The following is a 16,086-nucleotide window of genomic DNA, read 5'->3' on the forward strand; positions in this document are numbered from 1 at the left end:
CCCCAACCCCTCTCCCCCTAAAGGGGGCGAGGGGCTTTAGAAGCACCCCGCCGAACCCTAAGCTTCGCCGCGGGTCTCGATTAGGGCGGCGGCGATCGCCTCGGTCGGCGACTTTCCGCCCCACAGGACGAACTGGAACACGGGATAGAAACGCTCACATTCGTCGATCGCGGTTTCGACCAGCAATTCGACCTGGTCGAGCGAGAGGTGGTAATCCTCCTGCCCGTCGAGCAGCGCAGCATGGCGGAACAGGACGATGCCGCTCGACGACCAGAGCTCGAAATGGCCGAGCCAGAGCTGTTCGTTGATCAGCCCGAGCGTCTCGTACATCTCCGAACGCTTCTCGTTCGCGACCTTGATATCGGGCAGCGCCAGGAACTGGAGGACGCGGTCGTCCTCGCGCCAGACCGCGCGCAGCTCATATTTGGTCCAGCTGCCGTCCATCGTCGCGACGATCTCGTCATCGCTGACACGCTCATGCGTCCAGCCATGCGCCGCATAATAGGCCTCGAGCATCTCGATCGGCGCACCGCTCGCGCGATCCGCTTCATACTCGTCCAGGGTCATGCAGGTGTCGCCAGTGCCGTTTCCATGGATGCACTCGTGCAACCGCACGGCCCCGAAGACAAGGCAAAACCGCCTATTGCGGAGATTGAACCGGGGACTTTCCGGTGGATCAGCCTGTGGATTTCGGCTTCCCCTTGGCGGCCGCCTTTGGCGCGGGCTTCGCTGCCGGCTTCGGCTTGACGCCTTCGAGCGCGTCGAGCCGGGCACGCAGCGCGTCGGCCTCGTCGCGCGCGGCCGCGGCCATCGCCTTCACCGCCTCGAATTCGTCGCGGCTGACGAAATCCAGGCCACCGATCCATTCCTTCGCACGCTCGCGCGCCGAAGCCTCGGCCTCGCGGCCAACCCCGGCCAGCGTTCCCGCCGCGCCGTTCACGAACTTCACGAAATCGTCGAAAACACGATTCTGCGACTGCATATTATCCTCCAGATCGGAGATTGGCCCTTGCTACAGGTCTATCTGGGCCTTGGGGGTCGCGGGCGCAAGGGTCGCGGCATCGGGATTGAGGCGATCGATCTGGTAATTGAGCGTCGCGGCGAAGCAGAGCCAGGCGAGATAGGGCAGCATCAGCAGCGCAGCGCCGGGCCGGACGCGCCAGAAAGCAACCGTGGTCGCAACCGCCAGCACAAGCATGGCGAGGATGACCCAGAAAGCGGTGCCGATCTGGTGTGCGGCGAAGAAGATCGGCGACCAGGAAAGGTTGAGCAGGAATTGGCCGACGAACAGCGCGATGGCGATGCCCCGCCCGGCCGCGCGGCGCGCGTTGAGAATGACCGCGAGTGCAAGCCCCATCATGATGTAGAGCAGGGTCCAGGCAGCGCCGAATGCCCAGCCCGGCGGCATGATATCGGGTTTCGCCAGCGCATCGAACCACGGATTGCCATAGCCCGAATTGGCGATCCGTCCCGACGCGACGCCGAGCAGGACGATGAGCGGGACCGCAATGAGCGCCCATCGCGCAAAGGACCAGCGAAGTTGACCCTTTGACGCGATTTCGCTCATGCGATGCTCCCTATTCCGCCGGCGCGGGCACTGGCGCCGGACCGCCAAGCTCACTGTCGAGCGCGCGCCCGACTGCCTCCGGCGACCCCGTATAGCGCGCCAGGCGGCTGTAGAGAATCGGAATGAGGAACAATGTGATGAAGGTGGCGATCGAGACCCCGAACACGATCACGATGCCGATCGCGATGCGCGATGCGGCGCCCGCCCCGCCCGTCGTCACCAGCGGCACCGCGCCCATCACCGTCGCGATCGAGGTCATCATGATCGGGCGCAGGCGCCGCGCCGCCGCGCGGCGGATCGCCTCGGCGATCTCGACGCCTTCGTCGCGGATCTGGTTGGCGAATTCGACGATCAGAATGCCGTTCTTGGCAGCCAGGCCGACCAGCATGACGATGCCGATCTGACTGTAGAGATTGATGGTCTGGCCGGTCAGCGCCAGCCCGATCACCCCGCCCGCCACCGCGAGCGGCACGGTGGTGATAATGACGATCGGGTGGATGAAGCTTTCGAACTGCGCGGCAAGCACCAGGAAGATGATGAGGATGGTCAGGCCGAAGACGATCCAGATCGAGCTGCCGGTTTCCTTGAACGCCTGACTCTGGCCGCGATAGCCCACGGCCGTCACCTCGGGCGAAGCCGCCGCCTGTTGTTCGAGGAAGGTCAGCGCCTCGCCCAGCGAATAGCCGGGAGCCAGCGAGCCGCTGAGCGTGATCGCGCGCATCTTCTGGAAGCGGCCGAGGTCGCGGGGGCCGGCGGTTTCGCGCGTGGTCACCAGGTTCGACAGCGGCACCAGCGCCCCCGTCCGGCTGCGCACATAGATTTGCGACAGATTCTGGAGGTTCGACCGGTCCTTCGCATCGGCCTGGACGATGACGCGATATTCCTCGCCGCGATCGAGATAGGTCGAGACGCGCCGCGAGCCGAGCAGTGACTGCAATGCCTGGCTGATATCGTCGACCGACACGCCGAGATCGCCGGCGCGCGCGGTGTTCACGTCGATGCGGAGCTGCGGCTTGGTTTCCTTATAATCCGAATCGAGGTTGATGATACCGGGATTGGAGGCGGCCGCCGCCAGGATGCGATCGCGCGCGAGCACCAGCCCCTCATAGGTAGTGCCGGCGATCACGAAATTGATCGGATTATTGGCGGAACCGCCGCCGCGTCCGCCGATCGGCGCACGCACCGATGCGTTGCCGCGCACCGTCGGCGTATCGCGCAGAATGGCATTGATCTTGTCGACCACGTCCTGCGTCGTCTGCTCGCGTTCTTCCCACGGCTTCAGGAAGATGGTGAAAGCGCCATTGTTGAAATCGTCGGTCGCGCTGAAGCCGCCGGGGGTCCGCGCGATGATGTTGGCAACGGTGCCTTCCTTCACCATCGGCAGCAGCTTGTTCTGCACATCCATGACGTAATGATCCATCGTGTCGAATCCGGTGCCTTCCGGCGCGTTCATCTGGACCTGGGCGACGCCCATATCCTCGGCCGGGATCAGTTCGGATTTCATCAGCGTGAACAGGCCGCCCGCCGCAGCGAGGAACAACAGCACGCCGCCAATCGTGATTGCAGGCTTGGCGATGATCCGGTCGAGCCGGCGGGCATAGGCGGTTTCGAGCCGCTGGAAGCGATCGTCGATCCATTGGGTGAAACGCCCGCGCGCCTGATGCTTGAGCAGTTTCGAGCAGAGCATCGGCGCCAGGCTGAGCGCGAGGAAGCCCGAAAAGGCGATCGCCGCGATCATCGCGACCGCAAGCTCGCGGAACAGCAGCCCGGTCTGTCCGGCCAGGAACATCACCGGCACGAACACCGCACAGACGACCAAAGTCGTCGAGATCACCGCGAAGCCCACCTGGCGCGTGCCCTTGAACGCGGCGACCAGTGGCGTTTCACCCTCCTCGATGCGGTGATAGACATTTTCGAGCACGACGATCGCGTCGTCGACCACCAGACCGATGGCGAGCACCATCGCAAGCAAGGTCAGCAGGTTGATCGAGAATCCCGCCATCCACAGCACGGTGAAGGCGCTGAGCAGACAGATCGGCACCGTGACCGCCGGGATCAGCGTGGCGCGCACGCTGCCCAGGAACAGGAAGATGACGAGAACGACGAGCACCGCCGCCTCGATCAGCGTTTCCCAGACCCGTGCGATCGCGCGGCTGATGAATTGCGAATCGTCGGAACCGACCATGATCGTCATGCCGTCGGGCAGGCTTGGTCGGATCATATCGGCTTCCGACTTGGCGCGATCGGCGACCTCAAGCGTGTTGGCGCCCGACTGACGCACGATGCCGAGGCCAACCGCCTGACCGCCGTTCCGGCGGAACTGGGAATAGGGATTCTCGGCCCCCTCCTCGACCCGCGCGACATCGCCGAGGCGAACGAGATAGCCATTGGCGCCGCGGCCGACGACGAGCTGCGAGAATTCCGCAGCCGTGGTGAAGGGACGCTCGACGCGCAGCGTGACGTTCTGGTCCTTCGATTCCAGGCGGCCCGCGGGCAGCTCGACATTCTGGCGGCGCAGCGCATTTTCGACATCGGCGGGCGTGAGCTGGAAAGCGGCGAGCCGCTCGGGCTTCATCCAGATGCGCATCGACGGCCGGGCCTCGCCCGCCAGGAAGACGCGCGCCACGCCGTCGATCGCGGAGAAGCGGTCGACAAGATTGCGGTCGGCATAGTCGCTGAGCTGGAGCCGGCTCCAGCCCGGCTTGGAAACGACAAGGAACAGGATCGGCTGCGAATCCGAATCCGCCTTGCGGACCTGCGGCGCCAGCGCTTCCTCGGGCAGATCCTGAACCGAGCTCGACACACGATCGCGCACGTCATTGGCCGCGGAATCGATATCGCGACCGGGATTGAATTCGATGGTGATCTCGGACTGGCCGTCGCGCGACCGCGAGCTGATCGCCAGGATCCCCTCGATGCCGGCAAGCTGCGCTTCGAGCACCTGGGTGATGCGCGATTCGACGACGGTGGCGGCGGCACCGGTATAAACGGTCTGGACCGAGACCACCGGCGGATCGGTGTCGGGATATTCGCGCACCGACAGGCTCATGAACGCGACTGCGCCGACGACGCACAGCAATATCGCGATGACGGTGGCGAAGACCGGCCTGCGGACCGACAGATCGGAAAGCTGCATTCGCCCGCGCCCTTAGTCGCCGGAGGCTGCCGGGCGCTCGCCGCGTGCGCCCGCGAGCGCAACCTTCATCCCGTCGGTGAGCTTGACCACGCCTTCGGTGACGATGCGCTGGCCGGGCTTGAGCCCCTGGAGGATTTCGACGGCGCCGTCCTGGCGCGCGCCGATCCTGACCGGGACCCGTTTGACCTTGCTGTCCGCGCCGACAATGAAGACGTAGCTTTTGTCGCCCTCACCGACCACGGCGAGTTCGGGAACCGAAAGCGACGTGCGCGCGGCCGATTCGACGGTCACCGTCATCAGCATGCCGGGCTTGATCGCGCGATCGGGATTGGGCAGCAGCGCCCGTACCGTCACCGCGCGCGTTTCCGCGCTTACGACCGGATCGATGCTGGCGATGGTGCCGTGGAACGGCCGGCCGGGATAAGCCGCGGCGACCGCGTCGATCCCCTGCCCCACGGCGAGCGTCGACAGCAATGTCTCCGGCACGGTGAAATCGAGCTTGATGCGCGAAACATCGCTGATCGTCGCGATCTCGGTCCCCGCACTGACCACCGCGCCCGTCGAAATATTGCGCAACGACACCCAGCCGCTGAACGGCGCGCGGATCACGCGATCGCCGATCGAGGCACGGGCCTCCGCCGCCTGCGCGGTCGCCGACGCGGCCAGCGCGGTCTGCGAGTCCACCGCAGCGCGTGTCGCGAAACCGCGTGCCTTCAACGCGGCGAGCCGATCGAGCTGCTGGCGGGCCTCGGTCGCGCGCGCGCCGGCCTCCTGAAGCTGTGCGGTTTCCTGGCCCTGGGCGAGCACGGCGACGACCTGCCCCTGTGCGACATAGCCGCCATCGCCGAAATTGAGGCGCGTGATGCGCTCGGTCACCGGGGCGGAAAGCACCACTTGCTCATTGGCGAACGCCGTGCCGACCGCATCGATCCGGTCGATGAAGCGCTTGGCCACGGTCGCGTCGGCACGCACCAGCGGCTCGCCGCCATGCCGGGCTTCCTTGCCGCCGCCACAGGCGGACAGGAGGAGCATCACTGGGATAACGGCGGATATGCGCATGCGCGTCGATCGATGTTCCGGAATGATGGGTCTTGCCCCCGATCGACCCAGCTCGAACGGTAGCAGAGCCGGGTATCGCGCGGGCACGCGCTTGGCAATTCCTTAGTCTGTCGCAAATTGTCGCAAAGGGAAAAAATTATCGATCGATGAAACATTTCTGTAGCCATAGCCTTCGCGCAAGGCGCGTGGAGCACTCACCGACATTTCAACGACGCGCGGCAACCAGGAACTCGACATTGCCCTCCGGGCCGGTGATCGGACTTTCGACGACACCCGCGACCGTCCAGCTGCGCCCCTCGAGCCATGCCACCACCTCGGCGCAGACGCGCGCATGGACGGCCGGATCGCGCACCACCCCACCCTTGCCGACCTCTTCGCGGCCCGCCTCGAACTGCGGCTTGATCAGCGCGACCAGCCGCGCATCGGGCGCGGCGAAGGACAGCGGCACGTCGAGCACCTTGGCCAGCGAGATGAAACTGGCGTCGCAGACGATCAGATCGATGGGCTCGGGGATATGCGCCGCCGTCAGGATACGGGCACTGGTCTTTTCATGGACGACGACGCGCGGATCCTGGCGGAGTTTCCAGGCGAGCTGGTTGGTACCACTGTCGACGGCGTAGACCCGGCGCGCGCCGTTGGTCAGCAGCACATCGGTGAAGCCACCGGTCGACGAGCCGACGTCGATCGCCACCGCATCCGTTACGTCCCAGCCGAAATGCGCGATCGCATGGGCCAGCTTGATCCCGCCGCGCGACACCCAGGGATGATCGCGGCCACGCACCTCTATCGGCGCGTCCTGCGCCAGCGCCTGCCCCGCCTTGTCGATCTTGCGCTCGCCCGAAAAGACGAGGCCGGCCAGGATCAGCGCCTGCGCACGCGTCCGGCTCTCGACGAGCCCGCGATCGACGAGCAGCTGATCGGCACGGGATTTAGGCATAGAAGGGAGTCATGATCGTGGGGGCCTGCGAATAAGCTGCGCCCCGCAATGCAGGAAAGCTTTGGCCACGCCAAGGACTAACGCCCCCGGCATCCAGCGGTTCAGCCGCCGTCGTGCTTTTCCAGATAGCTGCGCATCAGCTTGACGGCATGTTCGCTGAGCGAGACCAGCACGCGGCGATGATCGCGCCCGTCGCTGTGGCGGACGAGCAGACCGCGATCGAGCAATTGCTTCACCCAGCGCTGCGCGGTCGAAAGCGGCACGCCGGCGCCAAGGCTGGCATCCGACAGACAGATGGGCTGACGTCGCTCATGCGCGATGAACAGATCCAGGAGAATATCCCAGGCCGGTTCGCCGAATATGTCTGAATCGGGCGCGAACAGCGCCCTCCGGCTACGGCGCGCCTGATAAATCCGCAGCGCGCGCTGAAGCGGTGAAAATGTACGATCCTGTTCCATGGCCCCACATCCCCCCAAAGATAATCCCCGTATCTCGGCGGCTATTCGTGGTTCTTACACGCAATCATGCCAAATATCCACCCATATCGGAAATAATATTCATCCAATATGGCAGTAATTTCCTAACAATACTTGAAAAAAAGCTACGCCCTCTGGCGACGCGATGTCGTCATTCCCGAATTATCAAAAGATATACCGTACGCGGAACAGGTTACGCAAGACAGGTGTCTAAAATACGAAAACCGAACCACCCACCCCAGGCAATGCAACTGGTCTCATCTATACGCCCAAAGCTTCCGATCTGCAATTGTTCGAAGAGCAATGCCGAAATGGACTGGGTGCGTAACGAAATTTACGGCGCGCAGGGCCGTGCGGCAAACGCCGACGCATCCCAGCGCCGACGAAAGCGAGGCCGATTTCAGACCAATTCGGACCAATCCACGACTTCGATCGCTTGCGCGACCTGGAATCTGCCGCCCTTGCGCTGCCCGACAAAGCCGACCAGTCGGTCGGCTTCACACGTCGCGATCAGGCGCGAGCGCCCTCGATCACGCCGCTGCTATTGTGGCGCAGCGCCTTGAGCACGGTATCGACGATATGCGGCGCGTTGAGCCCCGCCTCGTCATATTGCTTCTCGGGCTTTTCCTGATCCTGGAAGATATCGGGCAACCGCATGGTGCGCAGTTTCAGCCCGGCATCGATGAGCCCCTCGTCGCTGGCGAGCGTCAGCACATGCGCGCCCAACCCGCCGACGCTATTCTCCTCCACCGTCACGGCGACCTCATGGGTCGTGAGCAATTTGCGGATCAGCGCCTCGTCGAGCGGCTTGGCGAAACGCAGATCAGCGACGGTGGTGCTCAGCCCCCGTGCGTCGAGCTGGTCGGCGGCCTTCAACGCCTCTTCCAGCCGGGTGCCCAGCGACAGGATCGCGACTTTCTTGCCCTGACGGACGATGCGGCCCTTGCCGATCTCCAGCCGCTCGGGAATTTCGGGCAGCGCGACGCCGGTGCCGTTGCCGCGCGGATAACGGACCGCGATCGGCCCGCTGTCGTGCATGGCGCAGGTATGGACCATATGGACCAGTTCGGCCTCGTCGGCGGCGGCCATCACGACGAAATTGGGCAGGGCCGCCAGATAGGTGACGTCGAAACTGCCGGCATGGGTGGCGCCATCGGCGCCGACCAGCCCGGCGCGGTCGATCGCGAAACGCACCGGCAGGTTCTGGATCGCGACGTCGTGGACGACCTGATCATAAGCGCGCTGGAGGAAGGTGGAGTAGATCGCGCAGAATGGCCGCATGCCCTGCGCCGCGAGCCCCGCGGCGAAGGTCACCGCATGCTGCTCGGCGATGCCGACATCGAAGCTGCGGTCGGGATAGGCCTGCTGGAACTTGTCGAGCCCGGTGCCCGACGGCATCGCCGCGGTGATCGCGACGACGGTCTCGTCGCGCGCGGCCTCAGCCATCAACGCCTTTGCGAACACCGCGGTATAGCTGGGCGGTCCCGGCGGCGACTTGGCCTGCTCGCCCGAAACCACGTCGAATTTCTGGACGCCGTGATATTTGTCCGCCGCCGCCTCGGCCGGGGCATAGCCCTTGCCCTTCTTGGTGACGACGTGGATCAGGATCGGCCCTTCCTCGGCGTCGCGGACATTCTCGAGCACGGGGATCAGATGGTCGAGATTATGGCCGTCGATCGGGCCGACATAATAAAAGCCAAGTTCCTCGAACAGCGTGCCGCCCATCGTCATGCCGCGCGCGAACTCGTCGGTCTTGCGCGCGGCGTCGTGGAGCGGGCGCGGCAGCCGCCGCGCGAAACGCCGCGCGAGATCGCGCAGGCCCAGGAAACTGCGCGAGGACACGATCCGCGACAGATAGGCCGACAGCCCGCCGACGGGCGGCGCGATCGACATGTCGTTGTCGTTGAGGATGACGACCAGCCGGTTGCCCGCCTGTTCGGCATTGTTCATCGCTTCATAGGCCATGCCGGCGCTCATCGCACCGTCACCGATCACCGCGATCGCCTTGCCCGGCTTGCCCGCCAGCTTGTTGGCGACCGCGAAGCCGAGCGCCGCGGAGATCGAAGTGGAGCTGTGCGCCGCCCCGAACGGATCATATTCGCTTTCGCTCCGCTTGGTGAAGCCGGAAAGCCCACCCGCCTGGCGCAGCGTCCGGATGCGGTCGCGCCGCCCGGTCAGGATCTTGTGGGGATAGGCCTGATGACCGACGTCCCAGATCAGGCGATCCTCGGGCGTATTGAAGACATAATGGATCGCCGTGGTCAGTTCGACCACGCCAAGGCCGGCGCCGAGATGCCCGCCGGTGACGGATACCGCCGAGACCATCTCGGCGCGGAGTTCGTCGGCGAGCTGACGAAGCTGGTCCGGCGCGAGCTTTCTGAGATCGGCCGGAGAAGCGACGGCATCCAGCAGCGGCGTCGCGGGTGAATCGGACATGCTTTCCCTCTTTGCGGGCTCAAGTCTTAGCCCCGCAACGACAAACTGTCGAACGGAACCGTCATGGCAATGCGGTGCAGAATCGGTGCAGACCCTTAATAGTGCATCAGCATTGGTTGAAATTCGGGTCAGGGCGGAGCGAGAATGGTGCCGACCGAGAACCGGAGCGCAGCGTACATCAGTACGTGAGCACCGGAAGCGCAGGGCGGTGCCGTTCGCAGTCCGCCCTCACCCGAATTTCCCTAGTCGCAGTCGGAGCAGCGGCCATGGACCTCTATAACCGGCCGCTCGGGCGAGAAACCCGCCTTGCGCGCCGCGGCGCGGACGCCGGTCGACAGGCTGTCGTCGTCGAGATGCGTCGCCTGCCCGCAGGTGTCGCAGACCAGAAAGATGCAATCGTGCAGGCAATCGGGATGCGCGTTGGCGACATAGGCGTTCACGCTCTCCACCCGGCGGGCCAGATTGGCGCCGACGAACAGATCGAGAATGCGATAGACGCTGTTGGCGGCGACGCGGCGGCCCCGCGCCTTGGAGACGGCTTCGGCGATGTCATAGGCGGATGCGGGCTTTTCGAAGCCGGCAAGCACGTCGAAGATCACGGCGCGCATGTCGGTCCATTGCTCGCCCGATTTCTCGAGCGCAGCCTTGGCGGCATCGGAGAGCGCGACGCCTTCATGCTCATGATGGTGATGATGCTGGGCCATGCCCCAATCTAGGCATGGCGGGCCCGCGCGGCAAGCGCTGCCCTGCGGTTCGATGCTAGTTCGTCGCCCGCCGGTTCAGATCGTGGCCAAGCGCAAGCACGGCGACGCCGAGAATCGTGTACATGATCTCGCTGCCATCATGGTTGAGCGTGATCGCGCCCATCATCATGCCGATGCCGAGCGCGCCGACCGCGGCGGGCAGGACGAAGCCATGCTCGCGGATGCCGACGCCCAGGGCGATGATACCGAGCCCGATCGCGAGGACCAAGCCGACCTCATGAATGCGGTGATCGACGAGCACGCCCCCCGCAGAGGTGAGCAGCACCACCGCGATCGCGCTCGCCACGCAATGGACGACGCACAGCCCCGACAGGCCAATAGCCAGCCGGTCCAGCGACCCAGTGCGAGAAACGATGTTGTTCACGACGACTCCAATTGCCCACCTATTTGGCACGGGCGACGCAAAGTTACAATATATCATGTTGGCGATCACCGAAGCACCACCCCGCGCTTGTGCCACACCGCGCCGCGCGGCATAGCGCGCGGCATGGCACTCGCGCGTCCGGCATCGCCCAATCCCGCCCCTTCCCGGCTGATCGTCTGGCTTCGCTTCGTCGCGGCCTTGGTGTTCGCGATGGTCGTGGTCGGCGGCATCACCCGGCTCACCGAATCGGGGCTCTCGATCACCGAGTGGAAGCCGATCACCGGCGCGATCCCGCCGCTGACCGACGCGCAATGGCTCGCCGAATTCGCCAAATATCAGCAGACCCCGGAATATCAGCAGATCAATCGCGGCATGGATCTGGCCGCGTTCAAGTTCATCTTCTTCTGGGAATATATCCACCGGCTGCTCGGCCGCGTGATCGGCCTGGCCTTTGCGTTGCCGCTGGCCTGGTTCTGGTGGAAACGGCAGATTCCGGCGGGTTACGGCCCACGCCTCGTCGCATTGCTCTTGCTCGGCGGGCTCCAGGGCGCGGTCGGCTGGTGGATGGTCACCTCGGGCCTCGCGCAGCGCACCGATGTCAGCCATTTCCGCCTCGCCACCCATTTGCTCGTGGCGCTGTTCATCATCGCCGGCCTGCTCTGGACCGCACTCGACCTGCAAATGCTGGCACGCGATCCGAGGGCCGGTGCGAAGCGGGCGCGGTTGAGCGGTTTCGGTGCGCTCGTCGCCGTCATCCTGTTCGTGCAATTGCTGTTCGGCGCGTTCACCGCGGGGCTCGATGCGGGCTATCTCTCCAGCACCTGGCCGCTGATGAACGATCATTTCTTCCCGGAAGGGGTGACATGGCTCGGCTCGGCGCTGGCGACGATCGGCAACGACCCCTTCCTGATCCATTTCATCCACCGCTGGTGGGCATGGGCGGTCGTGATCGCGCTGGTAATACTGGCGCGCCGGGCGAAGCGCGCCGGGGAGCGCCGCGCCGCGATCGCGATCCACGCCGCGGTCGGCACGCAGATCCTGCTCGGCATCGCGACCGTGGTCACCGGTATGAATTTCTGGCTGGCCGTGCTCCATCAGGCGGTCGGCGCGCTGGTCGTCGCCAGCGCCACCTGGGGCCTGCACGTCATCGGGCGCCGCGCGGGGTGACGGCGGCGACGGTCTATGCGGTGTTCGGCTCTGCCGAGGATGCCGAACGGATCGGACGCATCGCCGTCGAGGAACGACTCGCAGCCTGCGTCAATATCCTGGCGCCCTGCCGCTCAATCTATCGCTGGCAGGGCGCAATCGAGGACGCCGTCGAAGTGCCCGCCTTGTTCAAGACGCGCGCCACGCTGGCCGAGCGGCTGATCGCCCGTATCGCGGCGCTCCATGATTATGACGTGCCCGCAGCCGTCGCCTGGCCGGCAACCGCCATTTTCACCCCTTTTCACGACTGGATCGCGGCCGAGACAGGCGATTGAAGGTGCAGGATTAATCCAACGGTATCCAGATACCCGTTTGGAAACCCGCGGCTTGCTTGACTTACCGGGCATCATCGGTCATTAGCCCGCTCCAACGACGCCGTCCGCTGGGGCGGCGTTGCTCGTTTCAACCATAGAGGTCCAGGCCCATGAAGGCGCTTGCGAAGACCACCCGTTCGGTAAAGCCGACCGAGGTGGAGAAAAAATGGCATCTGATCGATGCAGAGGGTCTGGTCGTCGGCCGCCTCGCGGTCGTGATCGCCGATATCCTGCGCGGCAAGAACAAGCCGAGCTACACGCCTCACGTCGATTGCGGCGACAATGTCATCGTGATCAACGCTGACAAGGTCCGCTTCACCGGCAAGAAGCTGCAGGACAAGATCTATTACAAGCACACCGGCTATGCCGGCGGCATCAAGGCGGTGACCGCCGCCAAGATCCTCGAGGGCCGTTTCCCCGAGCGCGTGCTCGAAAAGGCCGTGGAGCGCATGATTCCGCGTGGTCCGCTGGGGCGCCAGCAGATGCGCAACCTGCGCGTCTATAACGGCACCGAGCATCCGCATGAGGGCCTTCAGCCCCAGACGCTCGACGTCGCTGCCATGAACCGTAAGAACAAGGTGGGTGCCTGATGTCCGATACCCGTCAATCGCTTTCCGACCTGGCCCAGATCGCCGGCGGCGAAGCGCCCGTCGCTGCGCCGGCTGCCCCGGCTCCGGTTTCGGCCGAAGGTGAGCCCGTCGCGGTTGCGCCCGAGCCCGTCCGTCCCACCATGCCGCTGCGCGATCGCGAAGTCGACGCACAGGGCCGTGCCTATGCCACCGGCCGCCGCAAGGATGCGGTCGCCCGCGTCTGGATCAAGCCCGGCTCGGGCAAGATCACGGTCAATGGCCGCGACCAGGAAGTCTATTTCGCGCGTCCGACGCTGCGCCTCGTCATCAACCAGCCGTTCGGTGTCGCCGGGCGCGAGGGTCAGTATGACGTGATCGCCACCGTCAAGGGCGGCGGGCTTTCGGGCCAGGCCGGCGCGGTCAAGCATGGCATCAGCCAGGCGCTGACCAAGTTCGAGCCGGTGCTGCGCGCGCCCGTCAAGGCCGCTGGCTTCCTGACCCGCGACAGCCGCACGGTCGAGCGTAAGAAGTACGGCAAGGCCAAGGCCCGCCGCAGCTTCCAGTTCTCGAAGCGCTAAAAAGGATTTCGAGGCAGGTGCATCACCTGCCGGCTCGGAAATCCTGGCAATCAGAACTGCGGCTCACGCCGAACGAAAAAAGGGGGTGGTCCGGGAACGGGCCGCCCTTTTTTGTTGTCACATGAGCGGTTAGGAAAGCCCCATGACGTTCGACGATCCCATCATCGCGAAGATTGTGACCTTTCTCGACACGATCGGCATTCCGGCGATCGCCGGCCCGGTCGAGGGGGAAACGCTGTTGCCCGGCCTGACGGTCCAGGGCGGTACGCTGCTCTTCGATCCGGATCGGCTGACCTGGCCTGGAGACTTGCTGCACGAGGCCGGGCACATCGCGGTCGCCGATCCCGCGCTGCGCGATCAGCTTGGCGATGTCGACACGGATCCCGGCGCGGAAATGGCGGCGATCGCCTGGTCCTATGCAGCGGCACTGGAGATCGGCATCGATCCGGCGATCGTGCTCCATGAAGGCGGCTATCGCCAGGTCGGCGGCGGCACTGCCATTCTCCACAATTTCAACAACGGCAAATATATCGGCGCCCCGATGCTGCAATGGTACGGCATGACGGCGGAGCCGCATCAGGCAGAGGCGTTCGGCATGCCCGCCTATCCGACGATGACGCACTGGCTGCGCCAGAAAGTCGATTGAGAACGCCGCTTTCGCGCTTTCTCAATCCCCCGGCTTGAGCCAGCCGGTGTAGCGCACCACCCGGCCGACGATCGGCACGCGGATATCGACCATCAGCCGGAAGCGACCATCCTCCTCCCATTCGCGTGCATCGATCCGCGGCGCCAGCAAGCGCGGCAGGGGAATCCCGAATGCGCTCCAGCGGCGCAGGACCATAAGCAGTCCGTCGCCGTCCGACGGCAACGCAAAGGCGAAGCGCAGCGGACCGAAACGCTCGACCACATAATCCCCGTCCCGGCTCAGCCGACTCGTGAAACAATGGCCGCCGAAATCGCGCGTCCAGCATTCCACGCCCTCACGCTCGGCAAAGGCGACGCGAAGGGGATAATCGCCCGGCGGCGGGAAGCGCATGACCCGGCCGATCAGCCGGGCGAACAGGTTCGCGCCGCGTTCCACCCGCCCCTCGCCCGCCGCGCCGCCATCGCCGTTCACGCTATGGATCGCCTGGACCATTGGCGACAGCGCGGCGAAACGATCACCCATGATCCGGGCATAGAGCGGAATGACCGTTTGCTCACAGGTCTCGTGCCGGATCGCAAGCGCGGCGAAGGCCGGATCGAAATCGGCCAGGTCGAGCATGGCGGAGGCGTCGCTGGCGCCCGGCGCGACGGCATCCGCCAGCATCCGTCCAGCGAGCAGCGCCGCCGCCATGACCGGCACTTCCAGCCCATCCCCCTGGTCGGCGACGAGCGTCCAGCGCCGTTCGAGGGCATCGCCCTTCAACACCACGCGCATCGCCGAACGGGCCCCGCCCAGGCCCAATGTCATCCGGTAGAGCGGCAGCAGCCAGGACGCGCCGCGCATCAGCGACCGCGTCCATCCCCAGCGCACCGGCCAGCTCGCCAGCCAGAGAGCAATCATCTGGAACCCCAGTTCGGTGCCGGCGCGGAACGTCACCGCCGGGCGGCCGGGCAATGAAGCGGGCATCCGTTCCAGATCGGGCACATCGGCCAGCGCGACCAAGCGCCCTCTGACTCCGTGCCCATCGGACAGCAGGAAATCGGCGCGGCGCAGTTCCTGCCAGCCAAAGCCGTAAGTCCAGCGCCGTCCACGCCATAACCGAACGGGCCGGCCGACATAGCTGAGGATCGCCTTCGCCACCGACACGCCCGCGCTCGACCGGTTGGACGCGCTGATCGCGATTTCCACCTGATCGATGCGCATAAGGCCGACGGCGAGATGGCGTGACACTGCCCCCGACAAAGCCGGCACGCTCGATGCACCGGCGACGATCGCCACTCCCGCTTCGCGCGCCGCCTTGTCGAGCGCGCCGATACCGGCAACGAAATCGCGCGCATCGGCCAGATCGAGATAGGGAATATGCATCGCGATGCATGCTTCGGGCACGATGTAACCGCCGGTCTGGAACGGGCCCGCCGCGTCGATCACCAGATCGGGGCGGATGCGCGCCATGACCAGCCCGATGCCGCGCGTGCGGTCCGCCACCACCGGCTCGGCATTGGCCAGCCCCGCGCAGAATGCCGCCCCCTTCTCCGCGCTGCGCCCCGCAACCAGCACATGATGCCCGGCGGCGATCAGCCGCCGGCTCAACCGCGCACCGAAGCCGCCATAGCCGCCGATGACGAGGATCCGCTTCACAGCAGCCGTGCCCGCTGCGCCGCATCGGGAACCCAGCAGGTCGCACGCCGCCCGAACAACCGATAGCGATTGCGCGCGACCCAGCGGTAAAGCGGATCGCGCAGCCCGCGCGGGACCAGGCCGAAGATGCCGAGCGCCCGCCACGGCCAGCCAAGCCCGCGCCAGATGGCGAGGATCGCGTCGCTGTTTCGCAGGGCGTGGTCTCCGCTCACGACGATCAGCGTATCGGGATCGGCCGGATCGATGCCGAAACGGCGATACAGCGCCTGGCCCGTTTCGCCCTGCATCGCCGCCAGCCGGAAATGGCCGCGCCGGTCGTGCCGGAGGATGAAAGCGGCGTTGGCGGAGCACAGCACGCACATCGCATCGAACAGGATGATCGGCGCTTCGCTCATA

17 protein-coding genes are annotated in these 16,086 nt (G+C 65.4%); 5 read left to right on the top strand and 12 right to left on the bottom strand.

Features of this window, described 5'->3' with window-relative positions:
• Nucleotides 1–57: 57 nt before the first annotated feature.
• From AC3WN8_RS21845 to AC3WN8_RS21890, 10 genes are all read right to left on the bottom strand, one after another.
• Nucleotides 58–567 carry a type III secretion system chaperone family protein gene (locus AC3WN8_RS21845; protein WP_492671601.1) on the bottom strand — a complete coding sequence of 170 codons (510 nt, stop codon included), beginning with the start codon at nucleotides 565–567 and terminating at the stop codon, nucleotides 58–60.
• 109 nt (nucleotides 568–676) lie between these two features.
• Entirely contained in the window at nucleotides 677–982 is a 306-nt protein-coding gene (locus AC3WN8_RS21850; protein ID WP_492671602.1) for an accessory factor UbiK family protein, read from the bottom strand.
• 30 nt (nucleotides 983–1,012) lie between these two features.
• Nucleotides 1,013–1,567 (bottom strand): TspO/MBR family protein, encoded by a 555-nt coding sequence (locus AC3WN8_RS21855; protein ID WP_492671603.1) that lies wholly within the window; start codon nucleotides 1,565–1,567, stop codon nucleotides 1,013–1,015.
• 10 nt (nucleotides 1,568–1,577) lie between these two features.
• Complete coding sequence (locus AC3WN8_RS21860; RefSeq protein WP_492671604.1) at nucleotides 1,578–4,703, bottom strand: efflux RND transporter permease subunit; 3,126 nt, start codon at nucleotides 4,701–4,703, stop codon at nucleotides 1,578–1,580.
• 12 nt (nucleotides 4,704–4,715) lie between these two features.
• The gene (locus AC3WN8_RS21865; RefSeq protein ID WP_492671605.1) at nucleotides 4,716–5,735 is read right to left on the bottom strand and encodes an efflux RND transporter periplasmic adaptor subunit; all 1,020 of its coding nucleotides are present in this window, start codon (nucleotides 5,733–5,735) and stop codon (nucleotides 4,716–4,718) included.
• A gap of 232 nt (nucleotides 5,736–5,967) precedes the next feature.
• Nucleotides 5,968–6,699, bottom strand: coding sequence for a TlyA family RNA methyltransferase (locus AC3WN8_RS21870; RefSeq protein ID WP_492671606.1), 732 nt, complete (start codon nucleotides 6,697–6,699; stop codon nucleotides 5,968–5,970).
• A gap of 101 nt (nucleotides 6,700–6,800) precedes the next feature.
• Nucleotides 6,801–7,157 (bottom strand): hypothetical protein, encoded by a 357-nt coding sequence (locus AC3WN8_RS21875; RefSeq protein WP_492671607.1) that lies wholly within the window; start codon nucleotides 7,155–7,157, stop codon nucleotides 6,801–6,803.
• A gap of 528 nt (nucleotides 7,158–7,685) precedes the next feature.
• Nucleotides 7,686–9,611, bottom strand: a complete 1,926-nt coding sequence (gene dxs, locus AC3WN8_RS21880) for a 1-deoxy-D-xylulose-5-phosphate synthase (RefSeq protein ID WP_492671608.1) — start codon at nucleotides 9,609–9,611, stop codon at nucleotides 7,686–7,688.
• Between the two features lie 242 nt (nucleotides 9,612–9,853).
• Nucleotides 9,854–10,315: a Fur family transcriptional regulator gene (locus tag AC3WN8_RS21885; RefSeq protein ID WP_492671609.1), complete on the bottom strand. Its 462-nt coding sequence runs from the start codon at nucleotides 10,313–10,315 to the stop codon at nucleotides 9,854–9,856.
• Between the two features lie 55 nt (nucleotides 10,316–10,370).
• Nucleotides 10,371–10,739: a MerC domain-containing protein gene (locus tag AC3WN8_RS21890; RefSeq protein ID WP_492671610.1), complete on the bottom strand. Its 369-nt coding sequence runs from the start codon at nucleotides 10,737–10,739 to the stop codon at nucleotides 10,371–10,373.
• A gap of 123 nt (nucleotides 10,740–10,862) precedes the next feature.
• Between AC3WN8_RS21890 and AC3WN8_RS21895 the strand changes: the two genes are divergently transcribed.
• The 5 genes from AC3WN8_RS21895 to AC3WN8_RS21915 all read left to right on the top strand — a co-directional run bounded on the left by AC3WN8_RS21895 (nucleotide 10,863) and on the right by AC3WN8_RS21915 (nucleotide 14,052).
• Nucleotides 10,863–11,906 carry a COX15/CtaA family protein gene (locus AC3WN8_RS21895; protein WP_492671611.1) on the top strand — a complete coding sequence of 348 codons (1,044 nt, stop codon included), beginning with the start codon at nucleotides 10,863–10,865 and terminating at the stop codon, nucleotides 11,904–11,906.
• Complete coding sequence (gene cutA / locus AC3WN8_RS21900; protein WP_492671612.1) at nucleotides 11,903–12,220, top strand: divalent-cation tolerance protein CutA; 318 nt, start codon at nucleotides 11,903–11,905, stop codon at nucleotides 12,218–12,220. Before AC3WN8_RS21895 ends, cutA begins: the two co-directional genes overlap by 4 nt.
• A 149-nt stretch (nucleotides 12,221–12,369) precedes the next feature.
• Nucleotides 12,370–12,849 (top strand): 50S ribosomal protein L13, encoded by a 480-nt coding sequence (rplM, locus tag AC3WN8_RS21905; protein ID WP_492671613.1) that lies wholly within the window; start codon nucleotides 12,370–12,372, stop codon nucleotides 12,847–12,849.
• Entirely contained in the window at nucleotides 12,849–13,406 is a 558-nt protein-coding gene (gene rpsI / locus AC3WN8_RS21910; RefSeq protein ID WP_492671614.1) for a 30S ribosomal protein S9, read from the top strand. The genes rplM and rpsI overlap by 1 nt, the downstream gene beginning before the upstream one ends.
• A gap of 142 nt (nucleotides 13,407–13,548) precedes the next feature.
• On the top strand, nucleotides 13,549–14,052 hold the full coding sequence (locus AC3WN8_RS21915) for a hypothetical protein (RefSeq protein WP_492671615.1): 504 nt from the start codon (nucleotides 13,549–13,551) through the stop codon (nucleotides 14,050–14,052).
• Nucleotides 14,053–14,073: 21 nt separating this feature from the next.
• Here AC3WN8_RS21915 and AC3WN8_RS21920 read toward each other — a convergent pair whose 3' ends face one another.
• Both AC3WN8_RS21920 and AC3WN8_RS21925 read right to left on the bottom strand, forming a co-directional pair.
• Nucleotides 14,074–15,690 (bottom strand): saccharopine dehydrogenase family protein, encoded by a 1,617-nt coding sequence (locus tag AC3WN8_RS21920; RefSeq protein WP_492671616.1) that lies wholly within the window; start codon nucleotides 15,688–15,690, stop codon nucleotides 14,074–14,076.
• Nucleotides 15,687–16,085 (bottom strand): thiol-disulfide oxidoreductase DCC family protein, encoded by a 399-nt coding sequence (locus tag AC3WN8_RS21925; RefSeq protein ID WP_492671617.1) that lies wholly within the window; start codon nucleotides 16,083–16,085, stop codon nucleotides 15,687–15,689. The genes AC3WN8_RS21920 and AC3WN8_RS21925 overlap by 4 nt, the downstream gene beginning before the upstream one ends.
• Nucleotide 16,086 lies beyond the last annotated feature (1 nt).

This window comes from Sphingobium sp. FW305-3-2-15-F-TSA7, assembly GCF_058787155.1.

Bases quoted from the DNA above. Each gene is read 5' to 3' on its own strand.
- AC3WN8_RS21870 (WP_492671606.1), bottom strand. From the start codon at position 6,699: ATGCCTAAATCCCGTGCCGATCAGCTGCTCGTCGATCGCGGGCTCGTC.
- rplM (WP_492671613.1), top strand. From the start codon at position 12,370: ATGAAGGCGCTTGCGAAGACCACCCGTTCGGTAAAGCCGACCGAGGTG.
- AC3WN8_RS21875 (WP_492671607.1), bottom strand. From the start codon at position 7,157: ATGGAACAGGATCGTACATTTTCACCGCTTCAGCGCGCGCTGCGGATT.
- AC3WN8_RS21865 (WP_492671605.1), bottom strand. From the start codon at position 5,735: ATGCTCCTCCTGTCCGCCTGTGGCGGCGGCAAGGAAGCCCGGCATGGC.
- AC3WN8_RS21850 (WP_492671602.1), bottom strand. From the start codon at position 982: ATGCAGTCGCAGAATCGTGTTTTCGACGATTTCGTGAAGTTCGTGAAC.
- rpsI (WP_492671614.1), top strand. From the start codon at position 12,849: ATGTCCGATACCCGTCAATCGCTTTCCGACCTGGCCCAGATCGCCGGC.
- dxs (WP_492671608.1), bottom strand. From the start codon at position 9,611: ATGTCCGATTCACCCGCGACGCCGCTGCTGGATGCCGTCGCTTCTCCG.
- AC3WN8_RS21860 (WP_492671604.1), bottom strand. From the start codon at position 4,703: ATGCAGCTTTCCGATCTGTCGGTCCGCAGGCCGGTCTTCGCCACCGTC.
- AC3WN8_RS21915 (WP_492671615.1), top strand. From the start codon at position 13,549: ATGACGTTCGACGATCCCATCATCGCGAAGATTGTGACCTTTCTCGAC.
- AC3WN8_RS21895 (WP_492671611.1), top strand. From the start codon at position 10,863: ATGGCACTCGCGCGTCCGGCATCGCCCAATCCCGCCCCTTCCCGGCTG.
- AC3WN8_RS21855 (WP_492671603.1), bottom strand. From the start codon at position 1,567: ATGAGCGAAATCGCGTCAAAGGGTCAACTTCGCTGGTCCTTTGCGCGA.
- AC3WN8_RS21925 (WP_492671617.1), bottom strand. From the start codon at position 16,085: ATGAGCGAAGCGCCGATCATCCTGTTCGATGCGATGTGCGTGCTGTGC.
- AC3WN8_RS21885 (WP_492671609.1), bottom strand. From the start codon at position 10,315: ATGGCCCAGCATCATCACCATCATGAGCATGAAGGCGTCGCGCTCTCC.
- AC3WN8_RS21845 (WP_492671601.1), bottom strand. From the start codon at position 567: ATGACCCTGGACGAGTATGAAGCGGATCGCGCGAGCGGTGCGCCGATC.